At 68.7% G+C, this 19,640-nt stretch carries 19 protein-coding genes; 4 read left to right on the forward strand and 15 right to left on the reverse strand.

Going from position 1 to position 19,640, the window contains the following annotated elements:
* Positions 1 to 307: integrase core domain-containing protein (locus tag G398_RS0102765; protein ID WP_026852466.1), on the forward strand; the 307-nt coding region annotated here is incomplete at its 5' end.
* Between the two features lie 36 nt (positions 308 to 343).
* Here the strand turns inward: G398_RS0102765 and G398_RS0102770 are convergent.
* The 6 genes from G398_RS0102770 to G398_RS0102795 form a co-directional block, all read right to left on the reverse strand.
* On the reverse strand, positions 344 to 1,111 hold the full coding sequence (locus tag G398_RS0102770) for an HvfC family peptide modification chaperone (protein ID WP_026852467.1): 768 nt from the start codon (positions 1,109 to 1,111) through the stop codon (positions 344 to 346).
* Entirely contained in the window at positions 1,104 to 1,976 is an 873-nt protein-coding gene (locus tag G398_RS0102775) for an MbnB/TglH/ChrH family RiPP precursor modification enzyme (RefSeq protein ID WP_026852468.1), read from the reverse strand. Before G398_RS0102775 ends, G398_RS0102770 begins: the two co-directional genes overlap by 8 nt.
* 13 nt (positions 1,977 to 1,989) lie before the next feature.
* Positions 1,990 to 2,328, reverse strand: coding sequence for a hypothetical protein (locus tag G398_RS19165; RefSeq protein WP_026852469.1), 339 nt, complete (start codon positions 2,326 to 2,328; stop codon positions 1,990 to 1,992).
* A gap of 200 nt (positions 2,329 to 2,528) precedes the next feature.
* A complete protein-coding gene (locus tag G398_RS15730; RefSeq protein WP_043483304.1) occupies positions 2,529 to 4,214 on the reverse strand; it encodes a carboxylesterase/lipase family protein in 1,686 nt (561 codons plus the stop codon).
* Positions 4,215 to 4,240: 26 nt separating this feature from the next.
* Positions 4,241 to 5,233, reverse strand: coding sequence for a 3-oxoacyl-ACP synthase III family protein (locus G398_RS0102790; protein ID WP_026852470.1), 993 nt, complete (start codon positions 5,231 to 5,233; stop codon positions 4,241 to 4,243).
* A gap of 43 nt (positions 5,234 to 5,276) precedes the next feature.
* Positions 5,277 to 6,290, reverse strand: a complete 1,014-nt coding sequence (locus tag G398_RS0102795; protein WP_043483306.1) for a 3-oxoacyl-ACP synthase — start codon at positions 6,288 to 6,290, stop codon at positions 5,277 to 5,279.
* Between the two features lie 334 nt (positions 6,291 to 6,624).
* Between G398_RS0102795 and G398_RS0102800 the strand changes: the two genes are divergently transcribed.
* The 3 genes from G398_RS0102800 to G398_RS0102810 are packed head-to-tail and all read left to right on the forward strand — an operon-like array spanning position 6,625 to position 9,623.
* Positions 6,625 to 7,806, forward strand: a complete 1,182-nt coding sequence (locus G398_RS0102800; RefSeq protein ID WP_026852472.1) for a TetR/AcrR family transcriptional regulator — start codon at positions 6,625 to 6,627, stop codon at positions 7,804 to 7,806.
* Between the two features lie 28 nt (positions 7,807 to 7,834).
* Entirely contained in the window at positions 7,835 to 9,142 is a 1,308-nt protein-coding gene (locus G398_RS0102805; RefSeq protein ID WP_026852473.1) for an acetyl-CoA hydrolase/transferase family protein, read from the forward strand.
* 43 nt (positions 9,143 to 9,185) lie between these two features.
* Positions 9,186 to 9,623, forward strand: coding sequence for a MaoC family dehydratase (locus tag G398_RS0102810; protein ID WP_026852474.1), 438 nt, complete (start codon positions 9,186 to 9,188; stop codon positions 9,621 to 9,623).
* On the opposite strand, the gene G398_RS0102815 is transcribed toward G398_RS0102810, so the two are convergent.
* The 9 genes from G398_RS0102815 to phbB all read right to left on the reverse strand — a co-directional run bounded on the left by G398_RS0102815 (position 9,620) and on the right by phbB (position 18,669).
* Positions 9,620 to 10,420, reverse strand: coding sequence for an alpha/beta fold hydrolase (locus G398_RS0102815; protein WP_026852475.1), 801 nt, complete (start codon positions 10,418 to 10,420; stop codon positions 9,620 to 9,622). The two genes, G398_RS0102810 and G398_RS0102815, sit on opposite strands and share 4 nt — an antisense overlap.
* Before the next feature lie 24 nt (positions 10,421 to 10,444).
* The gene (locus tag G398_RS0102820; protein WP_043483307.1) at positions 10,445 to 11,515 is read right to left on the reverse strand and encodes a branched-chain amino acid ABC transporter permease; all 1,071 of its coding nucleotides are present in this window, start codon (positions 11,513 to 11,515) and stop codon (positions 10,445 to 10,447) included.
* Entirely contained in the window at positions 11,512 to 12,534 is a 1,023-nt protein-coding gene (locus tag G398_RS0102825; protein ID WP_157492259.1) for a branched-chain amino acid ABC transporter permease, read from the reverse strand. The genes G398_RS0102820 and G398_RS0102825 overlap by 4 nt, the downstream gene beginning before the upstream one ends.
* A gap of 14 nt (positions 12,535 to 12,548) precedes the next feature.
* A complete protein-coding gene (locus G398_RS0102830) occupies positions 12,549 to 13,286 on the reverse strand; it encodes an ABC transporter ATP-binding protein (RefSeq protein WP_026852478.1) in 738 nt (245 codons plus the stop codon).
* Positions 13,283 to 14,041, reverse strand: a complete 759-nt coding sequence (locus tag G398_RS0102835) for an ABC transporter ATP-binding protein (RefSeq protein ID WP_043483308.1) — start codon at positions 14,039 to 14,041, stop codon at positions 13,283 to 13,285. The genes G398_RS0102830 and G398_RS0102835 overlap by 4 nt, the downstream gene beginning before the upstream one ends.
* An 85-nt stretch (positions 14,042 to 14,126) precedes the next feature.
* Positions 14,127 to 15,290 (reverse strand): substrate-binding domain-containing protein, encoded by a 1,164-nt coding sequence (locus tag G398_RS0102840; RefSeq protein ID WP_342669690.1) that lies wholly within the window; start codon positions 15,288 to 15,290, stop codon positions 14,127 to 14,129.
* A gap of 51 nt (positions 15,291 to 15,341) precedes the next feature.
* Positions 15,342 to 16,625 carry a porin gene (locus G398_RS0102845; RefSeq protein ID WP_026852481.1) on the reverse strand — a complete coding sequence of 428 codons (1,284 nt, stop codon included), beginning with the start codon at positions 16,623 to 16,625 and terminating at the stop codon, positions 15,342 to 15,344.
* A 93-nt stretch (positions 16,626 to 16,718) separates the two neighbouring features.
* Positions 16,719 to 17,909 carry an acetyl-CoA C-acyltransferase family protein gene (locus G398_RS0102850; protein ID WP_043483310.1) on the reverse strand — a complete coding sequence of 397 codons (1,191 nt, stop codon included), beginning with the start codon at positions 17,907 to 17,909 and terminating at the stop codon, positions 16,719 to 16,721.
* 19 nt (positions 17,910 to 17,928) lie between these two features.
* Complete coding sequence (gene phbB / locus G398_RS0102855; RefSeq protein WP_026852483.1) at positions 17,929 to 18,669, reverse strand: acetoacetyl-CoA reductase; 741 nt, start codon at positions 18,667 to 18,669, stop codon at positions 17,929 to 17,931.
* Positions 18,670 to 19,640 lie beyond the last annotated feature (971 nt).

Raw genomic sequence — 19,640 nt, forward strand, 5'->3', positions numbered from 1 at the left:
TCAGCGCATCCTCACCGACAACGGCATGTGCTACCACTCGAAGCTGGTCCAAGCTGTCTGCGAGGCCCAAGACATCCGGCACAGCTTCACCCGGCCTTACCGCCCTCAGACCAACGGCAAGGCCGAACGGTTCATCCAGACAGCCCTTCGCGAGTGGGCCTACCGCCTGGCCTACCAATCCTCAGAACAGCGGAGCCAAGCCCTCAAAGCCTGGCTCCACCACTACAATCACCACAGGTCCCACTCAGCCCTCGGCGGTCTCGCCCCCGCTCAAAAGCTGAACAACGTCCTTGGCCGCGACACCTAGGATCTGTCTTCAAAGCGGATGCGAGTCGCCGCGGCCTCAGGCCGGCATGAATCCCGCGATGGCGCCCCGGATCCGGAGTTCCTCAAGGAGGGGCAGCGGGAGGTCCGCAAGGCCGAGGGCCTGCGCCGCCTCCCGGATGGAGCGGCCCTGCGCCTCCACCAGCAGGGCCGCGGCGGCGGGCGTCAGGTCCATGAGCTGGGCCCGTCCCTCGGCGTCGCGGTAGGCGAGCAGGTGGGTGGGCCGGGCCTCTGGCACGGGATCGGTTTCGCTCGTCCGGTGGACGGCATGGCGGTACGCCACCACCTGGGTGGCCGGGTCCAGGACGAGGCGGTCGCCGGGGTGGGGCGTCTCCTGGAGCCCTTCCGGGAGGATGCCGTCCGGGAACCGCGCCACCAGCACCTCCAGCAGCTCCGCGTGGGCCAGTTCCAGCAGGAAGGGCCAGGTGGCCATGCCCCACTCCGTCTCCGCCAGCCAGCCGAGGAAGGCCGGGGCGATGTCCCGGTAGTGCCGGCTGCCCACGCAGCGAGTCTGGAGGAAGGCATCGATGCAGCCCTCCCAGGCGCCCTCCCGCTCGAGCAGGGCCTTCGTCACGGGGAACATGGTCTCGATGGGATCCACCAGGCTCAGGCGGGCCAGCTCGCGGTAGGCGGCCAGGCCCCCGGGGAAGCGGCCGAAGGCCTCGGCATGGGCCTCGGGCAATCCCTGGCCCCGGGCGAAGCCCACGGGATCCTCCTCGAAGGCCGCGCCTTCGGGATCGAGCACCAGGGCCGCCAGGGCCCGCTGGAGGGCGAGGGTCTCAGCCACGGCCGCCTCCCACAGGCACCGCCAGGACCTCGTCGTAGGCCGCCTGGAGTCGCGACCGCTCCGCCAGCAGATCCTCCAGGTCCGGGATGTGGTTGTCCCGCTCCAGGAGCACGGGCACGGGCCGCCCCAGGCGGGCCAGAGTCCACTGCATGAGCTCGATGACAGGATCGATGACGTCGGCGCCGTGGGTGTCCACCGTGAGCGTCCCGAAGCGCTTGTGCCCGGCGATGTGAAGCTGGGCCACGCGGTCCAGGGGCATGCGGGAGAGCCATGCCTTCGGATCGAAGCCGAAGTTCAGGGCGTTCACGTAGACGTTGTTCACGTCCAGCAGCCAGCCCACGTCGGCCCCCTCCAGCACCTCCGCGATGAAGTCGGCCTCGTCCATCTCCGCCGCGCCCAGCTCGGCGTAGTAGGTGATGTTCTCCAGCAGGAGCGGCACGGGCAGGCGGGCCTGCAGGTCCCGGGCCCGGGCCGCCGCGTGGCGCGCGGCCTCCCGCGTGAAGGGCATGGGCAGCAGCTCATGGAGCCAGCTGCCGTCCACGGCCGTGAAGCAGAGGTGCTCGGAGTGCCAGGGCGTCCCCGTGCGGACGAGGAAGCGCCCCAGGTCCCCCAGGTAGTCCTCGTCCCAGGGGTCGAAGCCACCCAGGGAGATGGCCAGGCCGTGGGTGAGGACCGGGTCGCGGTCGAGGATGGCGCAGGCGTCCCGGTGGGGCCGCCCGCCATCCCCGATCACGTTCTCGGGGCAGGTCTCCCAGAAGGGCACGCCGTGGTCCGCCCGGGCCGCCACCGCCTCCAGATGGGGGCGGCGGAGGCCCAGGCCCACGCCCGTGAACCGCTCCTGGCCCGCGAACCGGCCCTGCGCCATGGGAACCTCCCGGCTACTTCTTCTCGTCCTTCTTGGCCTCTTTCTTGTCCTTCCCGCAGCTGCCTTCCTTCTTGTCCTTCTTCATGTCCTTCGCGTCATGGCTGCCGCAGCCACCGCCGCCTCCGCAGCCGCCCTCCTTGGCCTTGCCCTTGGCGTCCTTGCCCTTGGCGGGGGCCTTGGCGTCCGGCTTGGTGTCGGGCTTGGTCTCCTTGGAGCCGCAGTCTCCGGCCTGAGTCAGGGCGTTCTCGGAGCCGAAGGGGCTCACGGGGGTGGCGGCCACGGTGGTGGAGCCGCCGGCCATCAGCGAGCCTGCGGCGAAGAGCGTGGCGGCACCGACGAGTTTCGTGATCATGGAATCCTCCTGCGGCAGCGCCGCGGCAGGGGCCGCACGGCGGCCCTGGGGTTGCGCAGGGCCAGCCCCGTCCCGAGGTCCGGGAGGACGGAGGCGACGGCCCGATGGTCACCGTGTAGGGTGCGGAACCCGGGAAACCTGTGACGACTTTTTTTCATGGCCCGGGGAGGAGGGGCCTGGGTCCCCGGAGAACAGGCGGATCAGGCGCCGGCCTCGACCCGGATCCGCGCCTCCTCCGGCGTGGCGTCCAGCACCAGGGTGCCGGGCCACTGGGGCCACGGGACACCCAGATCCGGGTGGCTGGGGTCGCCCGCCCGGGCGAAGGCGCCCAGGCCGGCCATCATGGCCCGGGACAGGGCGAGACGGCCCGGCTCGTTGGCCCGGCTGCAGATGGCCTTCGAGAACACCGACGGCCCGAAGGTCCCGAAGAGGAAGGGCACGTCGAAGAGGTGGGCCGCGCCGTAGACCACGTTCCAGGGAGCCGGCTCCTCGTCCCAGTCGAACCGGGAGCACCAGAGCCCGGCCCGGTGGCCCGAGAGCGCCCTGAGCATCGCATCCCGGTTGGTGGTGAAGAACAGGTGCCCCAGCAGGGCCATGCGCGCCTCGTAGCCCGTGCCGGGCGCGTCCACCGGCAGGTAGGCGGGCTGGATCAGGTCCTCCAGGGCCAGCGAGGGCGGTCCGTCGCCGTCGAAGGCCGCCATCAGCTCGAAGCGCTGGCCATCGCTCACCACCAGCCCGGGCAGGCCCCCGAGGGCCGGAGCCAGGGCCAGGAAGCCCGGAAACAGCTTCCCCTCGTCCCGCGTGGTGCTGACGATCATCGGCACCTGCAGGTAGTCGCCGCCCGCGAGGGCCCTGAGGGGACTGGCGGCCACCACCCGGCCATCCGGGATGTGCGAGGTCTGCCCGAGCCCCGCCGGCATGAGCCGGGTGAGCATCTGGCGCAGCAGCTCCTCCGGCCCCTTCGCGCGGAGGTAGTCCGCGATCTCGGCTCGGGGCCGGGCGGCCACGTGGGCCGCGGCCGAGGCCTCGTCCACGGCCAGCCCATCCGCGATGAGAAGGCTGTAGAGGAGGGCCGTCCCCTGGGTCCGGGCGTAGCTCACGGGCCTGAGGATGGGAATGCTGCCCGCAGGGAGCTCCTCCGGAAGGGCCAGGCCGCCACTCAGCATCACGGCCCGGTGGAACAGGGGCGGCCGGGCTTCCACCACCACCGGCGAGGTCAGCAGCGCGCAGACATCCGCCGCTCCGGCGGACTGGCCCATGAGCGTCACGCAGCCGGGATCGCCGCCGAAGGCCGCGAGGTTCCGCTGGAGGAACCTCAGGGCCGCGATCTGGTCCAGGGTCCCGAAGTTGCCGCTGTCCCCCAGGGGGTCCGTGCCGGTCTTGAGCTGGGGGAGGTCGAGCCACCCGAACACGCCCAGGCGGTAGTTGAGGGTGACGACCACGGCGTTGGCGGCCTTCGCCAGGGCCGCGCCGTCGTAGATGGGATCGGCCGTGGTGCCCGTGACCTTGGCGCCGCCGAAGATGAAGCAGATGACCGGAAGGCCCGTCTCCGCCGTGGCCGGGCGCCAGAGGTTCAGGTAGAGGCAGTCCTCGCTGCCCAGGGGCTGGCCCAGGGTGGCGCCGATGGTGGCGTCGTAGGCGTTGTGGAGGCCCGGACCGTGGAGGTAGCCCACCTGGGTGCTGGCGGGGCCGAAGGCCTTCGTCTCCAGGGGTTCCTGCCAGGGCTCGGGCGCCACCGGGGCCCGCCAGCGCAGGTCGCCCACGGGAGGCCTGGCGAAGGGGATGCCCTTCCAGGCGCAGGTCCCGGAGGCAGGGTCTTCGAGGCCGGCGACCGGCCCGTATTCCGTGGGCCGGACCAGGGTACTGGGCTGGGCACTTCCATTCACGTTCGCTCCTCGGAGGTTCGGGGTTGCTAGGGCATGACGAAGGCCACGGCGGCCTGGTTGTAGCCCACGCCGGAGCCCACCAGCACCAGCCGGTCGCCGGGGCGGAGCTTCCCCTTGGCCCGGGCATCGTCCAGCGCCATGGGGAGGCAGGCGGAGCCTGTGTAGCCCCAGTCCTCCATGATCGTGTGGGTGCGTTCCATGGGCAGGCCGAGGTCGGCCATCACGAGCTCGATGGAGGGCTTGCGCACCTGGGTGAAGAGGATGAAGTCGATGTCCTTGAGGTCGAATCCGACCCCCTTCGCCAGCTTGCGCACCAGGCGGGGCCAGCCCTCGTGGTTGACCTCCGGGGGATAGCGCTCGATGAGGCGCACCTGGGTGCGGCCGGCCTCCACCGAGGCCACCGTGGCCGGCTCGTAGGTGCCCCCCGAGTAGATGCCCCAGTGCTTGTGGTACGAGCCGCCGGCCTGGGCCGCGGCCCCCAGGAAGCCGGGCCGGTCCGAGGCCTGGAGCACGGCGGCGCCCGCGCCGTCCCCGTAGAAGAAGATCATGGGATCGTCCGGGTCCGCCAGCTTGTGCATGAGGTAGGCCCCCACCACCAGCACGTTCCGGATGGAGGGGTTGGTGGCGATCCAGCCCGCCGCCGAAGCCAGGGCCGTGGGGAAGGAAGCGCAGGCGCAGCCGATGTCGAAGGTGCCGGCGTTCACGGCGCCCAGCTTGTGCTGGAGCACCACGGAGGTGGCCGGGGTGATGTAGTCCGGCGAATCCGTGCCCAGGATGATGAGGTCCAGGTCCTCGGGCCGGAGGCCCGCGCGCTCCAGCGCCTGGCGGGCGGCGGGCAGGGCCAGGTCCGAGGTGGCCCAGTCCTCGGGCGCGCGCCAGCGGCAGCGGATCCCCGAGGACTCCTCCATCTTGTCCACGAAGTCCGGGAAGTGGGCGAAGCGCTCGCGCAGTGCGTCGTTGGTCAACGGCGTGTCAGGCAGGTGGCAGCCGGTGGAGACGAGGGTGGCGAAGCGGTTCATGGATCCTCCTGCGGATGATCACCCATGGCCTGGAGCTGGAACCTCACTCGGAGCAGGGGCCCCACTGGATGACCGTGGAGGCCCACACGAAGCCGAGCCCCGCGCCCACGAACACGATGCGGGAACCGTCTCTGATCTTCCCATCCCTCAGGCCCAGTTCGAGCGAAAGCACCTGGTCGTTCTGGCCCACGTGGCCATAGTCCTCCAGGTAGGTGCTCTGGTCGGGCCGCAGGCCGAGCTCCGCCAGCACAGCCTCGTGGGCGCTGCGCTTGAAGTGGAGGATGGCCAGGTAGTCGATGCCGTCCGCGGGCAAGCCCGAGCGCGACACGGCCTCGCGGATCACCGCGTAGAAGTTGGGCATCGTGGTCTCCCCCAGCTTCTTCTTGAAGGCCTCGTCGTCGGGCACGATGAAGTGCGCCTTCTGGAGGTCGCCGGGCGCCGGCGGCCAGGCCCGTGAGCCCAGGGTGGGCACGATGCACATCTCGGAGAGTGAGCCGTCGCCGCGGAAGGCCGAGGCGAGGACGGCGTTCCGGCCCGCATTCTTCCTCAGCACCAGGGCCGACCCCGCGGAGCCGATGTCCATCATGAAGCGCGTGGCCGGCACCGTGAGGTCGATGAGGTCGTTGTTGCGGTAGCCGGACACCAGGAGGACGGTATTGAGCTCGGGATGCGTGAGCATGAGCGACTTGGCCACATCCAGGGCGGCCATCATGGAGCCGCACATGGCCTCCATGTCGAAGCTCCAGGCCTTCGCCGCCCCGATCTGGTCGGCCACGTAGAGCCCCGCGAGCCAGCAGGGATAGTCCTTGTGCTGGGCCCCGCACCAGATCACCAGGTCCACCTTCCCGCCCTCGACGCCCGCCGCGGCCAGGGCCTTGCGGGCCGCGGCCAGGCCCATGAAGGCCGTGGTCTCCCCGGGCCCCGCCACGGGCTTCTGCCGGATGCCGAACTTCAGGGCGACGATGTCCTCCGGCACGCCGGTGGCCGCGGCCAGCTCCGCCGCCGTCGTCCGCCCGGAGGGCAGCCAGTTCCCGTAACCAATGATTCCGACGTGCATTCCAGGCCTCGATAAGAAATGAATCAACTCTCATTCAAATACGCCCTTTCGGAGACGGCCTCAAGGGAGAACTTCAGGATTCCGCGCCCTGCCTTCCGGTAGGAACCAGGGCATCCGCCGGAACGGGCGCGGAACCCGCGCCCCGGGGATCACGGCGGGGGCGGAGTCCGGAGGGCCGGGCGGCCCTCCCAGGTGGAGGCAAACCCAGGAAATGGTTCGTGTTTTCCGCTTGCCGGGGGACGATCCCAGGTCTACACTTCTCATGAGTTCCGAATCAGCTCTCATTATTGAGCCCATGATCCAGTAGCCACCTCGGGCGAAGGAGCCGAGCACCATGAGCAGAGGCCAGGGGAATCCGGAAACCGCCGAGCGGCTGGTGGCGGCCGCGGTGGAGTGCTTCTCCCGGAAGTGGTACGGCACCGTCTCCGTGGCGGAGATCTGCCGCGAGGCGGGCCTGTCGAACGGCGTCTTCTACCGCTACTTCGACGGCAAGGAGACCCTCTTCAAGGCCATCCTCGGCCGCATCATCGACGAGATCAAGGACGCCACGGACCACCTGGAGGGCAGGACACCCCGAGAGCGCGTGAACCTGCTGGCGGAGGCCCTGTTCCGCTTCACCCGGAGCCGCGGCGACCTCATCTCCGTCTTCCGCGAGGGGCAGTACCGCTACTACGACTACGAGCGGCGCCTGGTCGCCATGTACACCCGGGGCCTGTCGGCGGCCCTGGGTCGGGAGATCGGACCCGCCGAATACCTCTACGCCTTCGGCGGCCTGCGCTTCTGCGCCATCCGGTGGGCGGCCAAGGCGGCCCCCATCCGCCCGGCAACGGTGCGCAGCATCGTGACCGACGGGCTGTTCCGGGGCCTCGCCTGGGATGCGGACAAGGTCTTCGGCGGGACGGCCACGCCCCTGCCCGTGCCGCTGGAGGAGGGCGTGCGCGAGCGCCTGCTCCGGTCCGGGCGCCGGCTCTTCGGGGAGAAGGGCTACTTCGAGACCAACATCCACGAGATCACTGACGGAGCCCGGCTTTCCGTCGGCGCCTTCTACACCTACTTCGAATCCAAGGAAGCCTTCTACGCCGAGCTCATCGCCCTGGTGGGGAAGGACATCCGGGCCTTCATCTCAAGGAACATGCCCCCTCCCGGCGGCGCGTCCCTGAATCCCCTGGAGCTGGAGCTGCGCGGTCTCTGGCTCTGGCTCGTCTACGTCTCCATCGACAAGCACTGCTACAACATCGTCCGGGAGGCCGAGTTCGTCCTGCCCGCCACCGTGCGGGAGTACTACGGCGCCTTCGTGGCGGCCTACCGGCGCCGGCCCAGGGAACTCCGGATCGCCACGGCGGCCCCGGACCTGGACGAGATCTCCGCCATCGAGTACCTCCTGGGCCTCGCCCACTACTTCGGCCTCGAGGCGGCCTTCGAAGACTCGCCGGTGAACGCCCGGGCCCTGGTGGAAACCATCGGCGGCTACCTCACACGGGGCCTGTCGGACTTCCTCGAACCCCGCAAAGCCTGAGCGGAACCGGCCTTTCCACGGAGCGGACATGAACCACCGCGACATCTACCGGAGCAAGCTGCTCCCCATCGACGAGGCCGTCTCCCACATCCAGACCGGGAATGACGTCATCGTCGCCCAGTGCGCCTCGGAACCCCAGGGCTGCATGTCGCGCTTCCACATCGTGGGCGACCGGGTGGAGAACGTCCGGGTCTTCTCCGTGCTCACCCTGAAGGAATACGACTTCTACATGAAGAAGGAGATGAAGGGGCGCTTCGAGCTGGCCTCCTGGTTCCACGCCCCGGGCTCCCGCGCCGCCCTCAAGGCCGGCACGGGCACCGTCACCTACGTGCCCAACATGCTCCACCGCGCCGCCACGGACCGCATCCACGCGCGCCGGCCGGACATCTTCTTCGGCACCTGCACGCCGCCCGACAAGCACGGCTTCGTCTCCCTCTCGCTGGGCATCACCTACGAGAAGGACATCATGGACCACGCCCGCCTGGTGGTCCTGGAGGTGAACCCCCGCCTGCCCCGGACCTTCGGCGACACCCAGGTGCACGTCTCCGAGGTGGACTACTTCGTGGAGCACGATCAGGAGGTCCCCTCCCTGCCCGCCCCCGTGCCGAACGGGACCGACCTGGCCATCGGAGCCTACATCGCCGACCTCGTGGAGGACGGCTCGACCCTCCAGCTCGGCATCGGCGGCATCCCCAATGCCGCCGCCCTGGCCCTCAAGGACAAGAAGGACCTGGGCGTGCACACCGAGATGCTCGTGGACTCCATGATGGAGCTCTACGAGATGGGCGTCATCACGAATGGCCGGAAGGCCCTGAAGCCCGGCAAGTTCCTCACGACCTTCGCCATGGGCTCAAGGAAGTTCTACGACTGGCTCGACGACAACGTGGCCGTGGAGTTCCAGCGCGGCAGCTGGGTCAACAACCCCACCATCGTCGCCCAGAACTCCCGCATGGTCTCCATCAACACCTGCATCTCCGTGGACTTCACCGGCCAGGTCGCCAGCGAGTCCATCGGAACCAGCCAGTACTCGGGCACCGGCGGCCAGTCGGACACGGCCCAGGGCGCCGTGGCCGGCTTCGACGGCCTGGGGAAGAGCATCATCGCCTGCTACAGCACGGCGAAGAACGGCACCGTCTCCACCATCACGCCCACGCTCCCCGAGGGCGCCGCCGTCACCCTCCACCGCTCCCACGTGGACCATGTCGTCACGGAGCACGGCGTCGCCCGCCTGCGCGGCCGGACGGTGCGCGAGCGGACCCAGGAGCTCATCGCCATCGCCCACCCGGACTTCCGGGCCGACCTCACCGCCCGCGCCCGGAGTCTCGGCTACCTCTGAGTTCCACAGGAACCCCACCAAGTCCACGGCCAGGAGCATCCAGATGCCACCTGAAGCACCGGCCCCCGCCTTCCACGTCGGCCAGACGTGCATTCACGAACAGGTCGTCGACGACGCCCTGGTGCGGGCCTTCGCCGAGGTGAGCGGCGACCGCAACCCCATCCACCTGGATGAGGCCGTGGCGAAGGCGAGCCGCTTCGGCCAGCGCATCGCCCACGGCGGCATTCTGTTCGGGATGATCTCCAGGGTGCTGGGCATGGACATGCCGGGCCTCGGCACGGTCTACCTCAGCCAGACCTGCCACTTCCTGCATCCCGTGTTCCTGGGCGACAGAGTCCGCCTGGAGGCCACGCTGGTGGAGTTGCTCCCCAAGCAGATGGCACGGATCTCCACCGTGATCACCAAGCAGACCGGGGAGGTGGTCATGGACGGCGAAGCGGAGGTGAAGCTGCCGGGATGGCTGTTCAGGCCCGGAGCCTAGCGAGCAGGCTGCTTGGCCAGGAAGCCCAGGATGATGGTGTTCACCTCGGCGGCCTTCTCCATCACCGCCACGTGGCCCGCGTCCGGGATCAGGTGGAACTCCGACCCGGCGATGGCATCGTGCATGATCTCCCCGTAGCTCCTGGGCTTGAGGATGTCCAGCTCGGCCGAGACGATGCAGGTGGGCATCCGGATGCGCCCCAGTTCCGCCCGGACGTCGAAGCGCTGGAAGCTCTCCAGCAGGCGCACCGCCGCGGGCAGGTCCAGGGTGGCGTAGCGCTGCTCCGCCAAGGGGAGGAAGTCCGGCCGCCGGGTCAGGAAGGGCTCGGAGTAGACGTCCGCGTAGATCAGGCGGAAGAAGGCCGGCCCGTCGCCCAGCTGCGCCGCCAGGCGCCAGCGCTCCACCATCGCCGCGCAGAGGGGATCGCTGTGGGAGACCGAGGTGATGATCACCAGCGAGCGGCAGCGCTCCGGGAAGCGCAGGCCCATCACGAGGTTCAGCTCGCCCCCGTAGGAGGTCCCCACCAGGTGGGCCCGGCCGATGCCCAGAGCGTCCATCAGGGCGACGAGATCGTCGGCATGCAGGTCGAGGGAGTACTCGCCCTCGGGATGCTCACTGGCCCCCTGGCCCCGCATGTCGTAGGCCAGGACGCGGTAGCGGCGGGCCAGGTCCGGCAGCTGGAAGGCCCAGGAGCCCGTGCTCATGAACACGCCGTTGTTGAGGATGAGCCACTCCCCGTCTTCGGGTCCGCGGACCTCGTAGTGGAGCCGGACGCCGTTGACGCGCAGTTCGGGCATGGCAGGTACCTCCGATGGGGTGGATCAGGACTTCCGAGCCGCGGTCCGCAGCTTCCCGACGATGCCCGTGGGGAAGCGGTAGACGCTCAGGACGAAGAGGATCCCCAGCCACAACAGCCAGCGGTCCGGATGAACGAGGTCTCGCAGCAGCGGCACCTTGCCCAGCCCCTCGCTGGCGAACTTCATGAGGTCCTGCAGGTAGTTCTGCACCAGGATGAACAGCGTCGCGCCGAGCACGGACCCGTACAGGGTCCCCATGCCCCCGATCACCACCATGAGCAGGATGTCGATCATGATCTCGAAGGAGAGGGAGGTGTCGGGTCCGTTGTAGCGGAGCCACAGGGCGAGCAGGGCCCCGGCCAGCGTGGCGAAGGCCGCGGAGAGCACGTTGGAGAGGGTGCGGTAGACCACGGTCCGGTAGCCCAGGGCTTCGGCGCGGAACTCGTTCTCCCGGATGGCCTGCAGCACCCGCCCGAAGGGCGAGTTCACGATGCGCAGCATGAGCAGGAAGAGCACCACCGTGGCGGCGATCAGCAGGTAGAAGGAGATGAGGCGCCCGTCCAGGGAGACACCCAGGAAGGGGTGCTCGGACAGCGAGAAGCCCGGCGAGAGCAGCTCGGGGACCTTGAAGGTCAGCCCGTCCTCGCCGCCCGTCAGCTCCGAGAGCTGGGAGGCCAGCGTCTGGAAGGCCGTGGCCACGGCCAGGGTGATCATGGCGTAGAACAGGGCCTTCACCCGGAGGCTGAAGAGGCCGATCACCAGGGAGAGCACCAGGGAGACCGCGAGGGCGGCCGCCACGCCCGCCGCCACGCCGGCCCAGGTGGGCCCGAAGTGGCTGAGGGCGATGGCGACCCCGTAGGCGCCGATGCCGAAGAACATCGTGTGGGCGAAGGACACGATGCCCGTGTAGCCCAGCAGCAGGTCGAAGCTGGCCACCAGGACGATGAAGATGCAGGCCTTGGCCGCCACGTTGAGGGCCTTGGCCCCGGGGAAGATGAAGGGGGTCAGGACGAGCCCCGCGACGATGGCCAGCAGCATGACCAGGAGCACCCGGCTGCGGGGGAAGTCGCCGGAGAACAGGCGGTGGAGGATCATCGTTTCACCACGGAGTAGAGACCCTGGGGACGCCACAGCAGGACGGCCACCATCAGGAGGATGTTGGAGAACAGCGCCACCTTGGGGGCCAGGAAGCCCGCGTAGTTGCTGATCAGGCCCACCAGGAGAGCGCCGATGAAGCAGCCGCCCACGGAGCCCATGCCGCCGATGATGATGACGATGAACAGCAGGACGTTGATCTGGCCGCCCATCTCCGGCGTGACGCTCTGCTGGTAGAGGCCCCACATGACACCGCCCAGGCCCGCCAGGGCCGAGCCCGCCACGAACACGCCCACGAAGAGGCGGCCGATGCGGTAGCCCAGGCTCTCCACCATCTCGCGGTCCTGGACGCCGGCGCGGATCAGCAGGCCCACCTTGGTGCGGCCCAGCACCCAGGACATGGCCCCGAACACGGCCAGTCCCACGACGACGGCGATGAGGCGGTACTTCTCCACCGCCGCCTCCCCGAACAGGAAGGAGCCGCGGAAGGCGGCGGGCAGCGGCAGGGGGATGGCCTGGGGGCCCCAGACCACCTTGATCAGCTCCACGCCGACGATCATGCCGCCCATGGTGATCATGATCTGCTTCAGGGGCTGGCCGTACACAGGCCGGATGATCAGCCGCTCGAAGGCCAGGCCCACCAGGCCCGCCACGACCACGGCGGCCAGCATGGCGGGCAGCACCGCCGCCAGGTTGCGGGTCAGGGACTCGCTCTCGGTCCAGCCCGTCATGCGGCCCAGGACCGCCGTGGCCAGGAAGGCCCCCAGCGTGATGAACACGCCGTGGCCGAAGTTGAGCACGTCCATGAGCCCGAAGACCAGGGTCAGGCCCGAGGCGATGATGAAGATGATCATGCCCATGGCCAGGCCGGCGAAGGTGAGGGTGACCCAGGTGGAGAGGGAGCCCGTGAGCGGGAGGGCGGCCAGCACCAGGACCGGGAGCAGCATGAGCGGCACCCGATCGGGCCTGACCGCCGGGAGGGCGTCCAGGGCCGGGGCCGCGGGAACGGAAGGTTTCATCGGCACTCCTACGCTTATTGATGGGCGGCCAGGGAGAGGCCCAGCAGCTGCTGCTGGAGGCCCTCGTCGCCGGCGAGCGCGGCCATGGTGCCCGCGTGGACGACGCGGCCGTCGTCCATGACGGCGACCCGGTCCCCGAGCTGGCGCGCGAAGTTGAAGTTCTGCTCCACGAGCAGGATGGTGGTGTCGGTGCGCTTGAGCTCCCGGAAGGCCTCGACCATGTTCTGGATGATGGCCGGCGCCAGCCCCTTGCTGGGCTCGTCGATGAGCAGCAGCTTCCGGGGCTCGATGATGGCCCGGGCCACGGCGACCATCTGCTTCTGGCCGCCGGAGAGCAGCCCCGCGGGATGCTGCCAGAAGCGCTTCAGGGCCGGGAACAGCCCGAAGACCCACTCCAGGCGCTTGGGGTCGATGTCCTCCGGGCGCTTGGCGCCCCGGGCGGCCAGCAGCATGTTCTCGGCCACCGTGAGCTCCGCGAAGATCCCCATGTTCTCGGGCACGTACGAGATGCCTCGATGGGCGATCTCCGGCGTGCCCAGGGCGCCGAGGTCCTCGCCGTCGAACAGGACGCGGCCCGCGGAGGGGTGCCACAGCCCCATGATGGTGCGCAGGGTCGTGGTCTTGCCGGCGCCGTTGCGGCCCAGGAGGACCGTGAGCTCGCCATGGGCGACCTCGAGGTCGACGCCGTGCAGGATATGGTAGGCGCCGATGTGTGTGTGCACGGCTTCGAGTTTCAGGAGCGGCGTGCTCATTTGGCCACCTCCACGCCCAGGTAGGCTTCCTGCACGATGGGGGAGGCGATCACCGAGGCCGGATCGCCGTCGGCCACCAGCGCGCCGTTGTGCAGCACGATGATCCGGTCCGCCAGCTCGCGCACCACGTCCATCTTGTGCTCGACCAGCAGGATGGTCTTGTCGCGGCGGGCCTTGAGGGCGCGGATCAGGTCCAGGATCACGGGCACCTCGTCCACGCTCATGCCGGCGGTGGGCTCGTCGAACATGAACACGTCGGGCTCGAGGGCCATGAGGATGCCCACTTCGAGCTTGCGCTGGTCGCCGTGGGGCAGCGCGGCGGCGGCCATGTCGCGCTTGGCCGTGAGGGCCACGGTCTCCAGCACCTCCTCGGCGCGGCCGATGAGCTCGCGGTGGCTGTTCCAGATGCTCCAGAGGTTGAGGCCCAGCCCCGCCCGCGACTGCACCGCGAGCCGGATGTTCTCCAGCACGCTCAGGTTCGGGAAGAGGTTGGTGAGCTGGAAGGCGCGGCCGATGCCCCGGTGGCTGCGCTGCGCCGCGGAGCTGCCGCTGATGTCCTCGCCGTGCAGCAGGACGCGGCCGGCGGTGGCCTTGAGCTGCCCGGAGATGAGGTTGAAGTAGGTGGTCTTGCCCGCTCCGTTGGGGCCGACGATGGCCGTGAGGGAGCCCGGGGCGAAGCCGCAGGACACGGCGTCCACCGCCGTGTGCCCGCCGAAGCGGATGGTCAGTTCCTTGGTTTCAAGTGCGAACGTCATGATCTCTCGTGGGTGGGGGGCTGCGGAAGGCGGAGCAGGGTCCGGCCGCGCGTCCCGGAGGAACGCGCGGCCGGCGCGGACTGCTTCAGCGCTTGTTGCGGACCGGGATGTCCATCTCCTCGATCTTGATCTCGCGGACCAGCTCGGGGATGGCCCAGGCCACCTTGGGATCGACCTTGATCTTGAAGTGGTACATCGCCTGGAGGGCCTGGTGGTCCTCCTTCCGGAAGACCATCCGCCCCTTGGGGGTCTCGAAGGACATGCCCTCCATGGTGGCGATCAGCTTCTCGGTGTTCGTGTTCCCCCCGGTCTTCTTGAGGGCCTCCACCACCGCCATGCCGGCGCACATGCCGCCCGCGGTGAAGAAGTCCGGCGGCGTCTTGAACTGCTTCATGTGCTCCGCCACCAGCCACTTGTTGACCGGGTTCTTGGGGATCTCGTAGTAGTAGTAGGCGGCGCCTTCGAGGCCGGGGAAGGCCTTGTAGGCGGCCAGGGCCGGCAGGATGTTGCCGCCGGTGGCGATCTCGATGCCGTACCGCTTGGGGTCGAGGTCCGCGATCTTGAAGGGATTCCCGGCGCCGGCCCAGTTGATGAAGATGATCTTGCGGCCGGGCTTGCCCTTCAGGGCGTCGAAGAGGCGCTGGGCGCCGGCGGTGAAGTCCGTGGTGTTGGCGGGGAGGTACTCCTCATGGACCAGCTTGGCCTTCTTCAGGGCACCCTTGAACGCCTTCACGAAGTCGCGGCCGAAAGCGTAGTCCTGGGCCAGGGTCGCGATGGACACGCCCTGCTTGTCCAGGGCCACCGCATTGGAGATGGCGTCCTGCGAGGAGTTGCGGCCCGTGCGGAAGATGTAGCGGTTCCACTTGTCGCCGGTGATGGAGTCGGCCACGGCGGGCTCCACCAGCAGGATCTTCTTGTACTCCTCGGCCACGGGCAGCATGGCCAGGGCCACGCCGGAGCTGGTGGGACCGACGGCGATGTCGGCCTTGTCATCGGCGTAGGCGGAGGCGAGCTGGGCCTTGCCGACATCCGGCTTGCCCTGGCTGTCCTTCTCGATCACGACCAGCTTGCGGCCGTTGACCTTCATGGTGCCGCCGGTGGCGTAGCTCAGGCCCATCATCAGGCCCGTCTGGGTCTGCTTGGCGTAGGCCTCCAGGGTCCCGGTCTTGTCGTAGACGTGGGCGATCTTGATGTCCTGGGCGGACGCCACGGCGCCGAGCGAGAGCGCGGCGAGACCGGCCTTCAGCATCCGCGCGAGGGATCGCGCCTTGGTGTTCTGTCGCATGGAACCTCCTTGAGGCTAGAACCAGTAGTTCAGGTTGAGGCCGATCTGGCGCCAGTTCTCGCCAGCGACCGTGTTCGGGGTGGGTCCGAACGAGTATCCCGCGAGGAAGGGCGTGTACCGACCGCTCCGGTCGTTGTGGAGCTGGGTGAAGAAGAGCCCGATGAAGGCGCGCTTGGTCAGGGCGTAGTCGTAGCCGAGGTTCAGCTGCCGGGCGCCCGTATCGGAGCGGGAGGAGGTGTCGCCGGCCTTGGAGAAGGTGGCGTAGACCGCATGATCGCCCCAGGCGTAGGAGATGGGGACCTCGAAGACCGAGCGCTTGGCGGATTCGGAGGCCACGGTGCTCGTGGGCGTGCTGTAGACGGCGTTGTCGATGGAAGTGTTGTCGTAGACGACGCCGATCTTCAGGTTGAAGGGCAGCTTGTAGGAGAGGCCCAGGCGGACGGCCTGGAGGTCCTGGGGACCGGCGGCCGCGGCGGGATTGTACAGGCCGCCGTTCACCTTCTTGTCCAGGTAGCTGGCGGAAGCGGACCAGGGGCCCTTGTTGTAGCGGGCGCCGGCGTACACCGTGCCGCCATTGGTGTAGCTCCTGGCGTAGCCGGCGGTGCCCGGCGCCACGTACTTCAGCTCGTCGCCGTCGGGGTTCTTGCTGTAGGCCACGGAGAAGTCGAAGCCGCTGTAGTTGATCGAATTGAAGCGGATCACGTTCCTGGAGCGGGTGTTGCCCAGGGTGAAGAGGCTGCCCGCGCCCACGCCGGTCTTGGACAGGGGGGTCACCTGGTCCAGCATGTTGAAGGTGCCCAGGCCGTTGTCATCCCAGATCCGGTAGCTCTCGCCGGGGGCCTCGAGCGAGGGGGCGAGGTAGCCCACGGAGATGGTGTCCGTGTAGTAGAGGGTGGACTTGCCGAAGATCAGCGTGCCGTAGGGAGAGGAGATGCCGCCCCAGGTGTCGCCGTCCGCCCAGCCCGTGACGTTGCCGCTGTAGATGGTGGTGCCGGGGATGGCCGGATCGATGGGGCGGACATCGGCCTGGAAGCGGCTCTCGATGCGGAAGATCACGTTCCAGCCATCGGTGATCTTCGAAGTGCTCGTGACGATGAGGCGCGAGGTGTTGTCATCCACGCGGAACTCGCTGCCCATGCCGGGCCGCGCGGTGTTGGTCACCTCGGACTGCTTGGCGCCCACGGCCAGGAGGCCGCTGATGGAGATGTTGGTGGCGGCGCCGACCTGGAAACCCTGGCCCCAGCTGGGTAGGGCGGCGGCGGCGGAGACGGCAGCGACGGCTGCAAAGCGGATGTTCATGGTCCTTCCTTTGTGTGAGGGATGGGTTCTGGCGCTTAGGCCACCATCCACGGGTTTAGGGGTGGAAAGGCAAGGATTCAGACACCGGGCGGCCTAGACGCGCTCGAAGATGGCGGCGATGCCCTGGCCGCCGCCGATGCAGAGCGTGACGAGGGCATAGCGCCCGCCGATGCGATGGAGCTCGTAGATGGCCTTCACGGCGAGGATGGCCCCCGAGGCCCCGATGGGGTGTCCCAGGGCCACGGCGCCGCCGTTGGGGTTGGTCTTGGCGGGATCGAGCCCCAGGGCCTTCGCCACCGTGAGCGCCTGGGCCGCGAAGGCCTCGTTCGCCTCGATCACGTCCATGTCCTGGAGGGCGAGCCCGGCCTTGGCCAGGGCCTGCTGGACGGCGGGGATGGGGCCTTCGCCCATGTAGGAGGGATCCACGCCGCCCAGTCCCCAGCCCGCGACGCGGGCCATGGCCTTGAAGCCGCTGCGGGCAGCGAAGCCCCCCTCCGCCAGCACCAGGGCCGCGGCGCCGTCGTTGAGGCTGGAGGCGTTGCCGGCGGTGACCGTGCCGCCTTCGGGCTTGAAGGCCGGCTTCAGCTTGGCGAGGTCCGCCAGGCTCACGCCCTCGCGCGGGTGCTCGTCCCGGTCGAACACCACGGTCCCCTTCTTCGTCACCTGCTCGATGGGGAGGATCTGATCCTTGAACCGCCCCTCGGCGATGGCCTGGGCCGCGCGGCGGTGGGACTCCACCGAGAAGGCGTCCTGGTCTTCGCGGGTGATGCCCCACTTCACGGCCAGGTTCTCGGCGGTGATGCCCATGTGCATCCCCTGGAAGGGGTCCGTCAGGGCGCCCACCATCATGTCCAGGAGCCTGGTGTCGCCCATGCGGGCGCCCCAGCGGGCCTGGGGCATCAGGTAGCCGGCGCGGCTCATGGACTCCACGCCGCCGCCGAGGGTCACCTCGGCTTCGCCCAGGGCGATCTGCTGCGCCGCGTTCACCACCGCCTGCAGGCCCGAGCCGCAGAGGCGGTTCACACCCATGGCCTGGGACCCGTGGCTCATGCCGCCCTTCACGCAGGAGACGCGGGAGACGTACATGTCCTTGGGCTCGGTGTGGATGATGTGGCCGAAGAAGCCCTGGGACACGGCGCCGGGATCCACCCCCGCCCGCCGGATGGCCTCCTTCACCACCCGCTGCCCCAGGTCCGTGGGGGAGAAGTCCTTCAGGCCCCCGTTGTAGTCGCCGATGGCGGTTCGCACGCCGCTCAGCACCAGGATGTCGCGCTGGACGCCCATGGCTCGCTCCTTTCCGGCCCTAGGCCATGTGCATGCCGCCGTTGATGTTGAGGGTCGCGCCCGTCATGTAGCCGGCGAGTTCCGAGGCCAGGTAGACCACCAGGGCCCCGATCTCCTCGGGCTTGCCGAAGCGCTGCATGGGGATGGAGGTGCGGATGCCCTCGCGCACGTCCTCGCGGATGGCCATGACCATGTCGGTGCCGATGTAGCCCGGCGCGATGGCGTTCACGGTCACGCCCTTGGTGACCAGCTCCTGGGCGATGGCCTTCGTGAAGCCCAGGCAGCCGGCCTTGGCGGCGGAGTAGTTGGCCTGGCCCGCCTGGCCCTTCACGCCGTTCACGGAGGAGATGTTGATGATGCGCCCGAAGCCCCGCTCGGCCATGCCGGGCGAGATGGCATGCGTCACGTTGAAGAGGCTGGTGAGGTTGGTGGCGATCACCGCGTCCCACATGGCCCGGTCCATCTTCGGGAAGAACTTGTCGCGGGTGATGCCCGCGTTGTTCACCAGCACGTCGATGGGGCCGAGCGCCGCGGTGATGGCGGCGGCCATGGCGGCGCAGCCGGCCTCGTCCGTCACGTCCGCTTCGGCCACGAAGAAGTCGAAGCCCAGGGCCTTCTGGGCGGCCAGCCACTCATCCTTGGGGGGGAAGCCGGGCAGGCAGTTGGCGGCGACGCGATAGCCTTCCTTGGCCAGGGCCTGGCAGATGGCCGTGCCGAGTCCGCCCATGGCGCCGGTCACGAGAGCAACCTTCTTGGTCATGTCTGTGGTCCTTCAGGGGAACGCCTGACCTCGGTCAGACGGTGTGGGAAGAGAAGGGAGATGGCCCTCCCGCCGGGACGGGCCGTGGTCCGGAACCGGCCCTGCGGAGGGGCGCCGGCGGGGAGGGTGAGAAGTGATTCCGGCCTCCGCCGGCTCCGGGTGATCGCTCCGGCGCGCAGCCCGGCCGGGTCGCCCAGGGGGGACCCCGCTCCGTACGCCTTGACGCCTACGTGCATTCGGTTGTCCATAAGAAGTGAATCAGCTCTCATCTGATTACGCCGGTTCATCGCCCACCACAAGAGAGAATCTTTAGCCCTGATTGATTCCGAGTGAAACGATTTGTCGGCTATTTATTAAAATAATTTATGATATACAATTATCAGCCTTTGTTGATGAACGAATCATTTCTCATCATCCCGCAGGCCCCAGGCAGGGGAACCTCGCCCCGCCCGGGCGGGGTCGGGGGGCCGTGCACAGAACCTGGGCGCTCCAGCCATCGGCCACCGCTGCTCCATCAAAGGGGTTTGCGCCTTCAGAAGCAACCAGGATGCCAGGGGACCCCTCGCCTCAAGCCTCGCCTGCGCAACCTTTAGAGTCGCCGATGCCGGATGGCAGGCATCCCACCAGTCCACAATCGGAGACGCATCTCGATTCGGAGACGATGAAGGGTGCGCGGAGGGATGCAGCTACTCTCTGGTAGGTTTCGAGAGCGCCTGGACCAAAGCCCATCATCCAGCCGTGTTCTTTGCCTTGGTCATCAGAATCAGGGGGCTTCCACCCGGCCCATGCCCACCTGGGAGATGCCAGGCGGCACCGTCTGGTGGTGTTCGAAGATGTGATGGGGTGAGGCGGGCATCCAAGGGCCAGTAAGCCCCCCGGATCCCTGGGCTCACCAATTCCCCAAGTGCGGATGGTGCATGAGGGGGCATCCCGTATTGCACCTACAGCCCTGGCATTCCGGATATGTAGCG

The sequence above is a fragment of the Geothrix fermentans DSM 14018 genome, assembly GCF_000428885.1.
Lineage (GTDB): Bacteria > Acidobacteriota > Holophagae > Holophagales > Holophagaceae > Geothrix > Geothrix fermentans.

What these genes read in the sequence shown, in the direction of transcription:
- G398_RS0102845 (WP_026852481.1), bottom strand. Translation starts at nt 16,625, where the DNA reads ATGAACATCCGCTTTGCAGCCGTCGCTGCCGTCTCCGCCGCCGCCGCC.
- G398_RS0102820 (WP_043483307.1), bottom strand. Translation starts at nt 11,515, where the DNA reads ATGATCCTCCACCGCCTGTTCTCCGGCGACTTCCCCCGCAGCCGGGTG.
- G398_RS0102830 (WP_026852478.1), bottom strand. Translation starts at nt 13,286, where the DNA reads ATGAGCACGCCGCTCCTGAAACTCGAAGCCGTGCACACACACATCGGC.
- G398_RS0102815 (WP_026852475.1), bottom strand. Translation starts at nt 10,420, where the DNA reads ATGCCCGAACTGCGCGTCAACGGCGTCCGGCTCCACTACGAGGTCCGC.
- phbB (WP_026852483.1), bottom strand. Translation starts at nt 18,669, where the DNA reads ATGACCAAGAAGGTTGCTCTCGTGACCGGCGCCATGGGCGGACTCGGC.
- G398_RS0102810 (WP_026852474.1), top strand. Translation starts at nt 9,186, where the DNA reads ATGCCACCTGAAGCACCGGCCCCCGCCTTCCACGTCGGCCAGACGTGC.
- G398_RS0102835 (WP_043483308.1), bottom strand. Translation starts at nt 14,041, where the DNA reads ATGACGTTCGCACTTGAAACCAAGGAACTGACCATCCGCTTCGGCGGG.
- G398_RS0102775 (WP_026852468.1), bottom strand. Translation starts at nt 1,976, where the DNA reads ATGGCGCAGGGCCGGTTCGCGGGCCAGGAGCGGTTCACGGGCGTGGGC.
- G398_RS0102825 (WP_157492259.1), bottom strand. Translation starts at nt 12,534, where the DNA reads ATGAAACCTTCCGTTCCCGCGGCCCCGGCCCTGGACGCCCTCCCGGCG.
- G398_RS0102795 (WP_043483306.1), bottom strand. Translation starts at nt 6,290, where the DNA reads ATGCACGTCGGAATCATTGGTTACGGGAACTGGCTGCCCTCCGGGCGG.
- G398_RS19165 (WP_026852469.1), bottom strand. Translation starts at nt 2,328, where the DNA reads ATGATCACGAAACTCGTCGGTGCCGCCACGCTCTTCGCCGCAGGCTCG.
- G398_RS0102805 (WP_026852473.1), top strand. Translation starts at nt 7,835, where the DNA reads ATGAACCACCGCGACATCTACCGGAGCAAGCTGCTCCCCATCGACGAG.
- G398_RS0102800 (WP_026852472.1), top strand. Translation starts at nt 6,625, where the DNA reads ATGAGCAGAGGCCAGGGGAATCCGGAAACCGCCGAGCGGCTGGTGGCG.
- G398_RS0102840 (WP_342669690.1), bottom strand. Translation starts at nt 15,290, where the DNA reads ATGCTGAAGGCCGGTCTCGCCGCGCTCTCGCTCGGCGCCGTGGCGTCC.
- G398_RS0102790 (WP_026852470.1), bottom strand. Translation starts at nt 5,233, where the DNA reads ATGAACCGCTTCGCCACCCTCGTCTCCACCGGCTGCCACCTGCCTGAC.
- G398_RS0102850 (WP_043483310.1), bottom strand. Translation starts at nt 17,909, where the DNA reads ATGGGCGTCCAGCGCGACATCCTGGTGCTGAGCGGCGTGCGAACCGCC.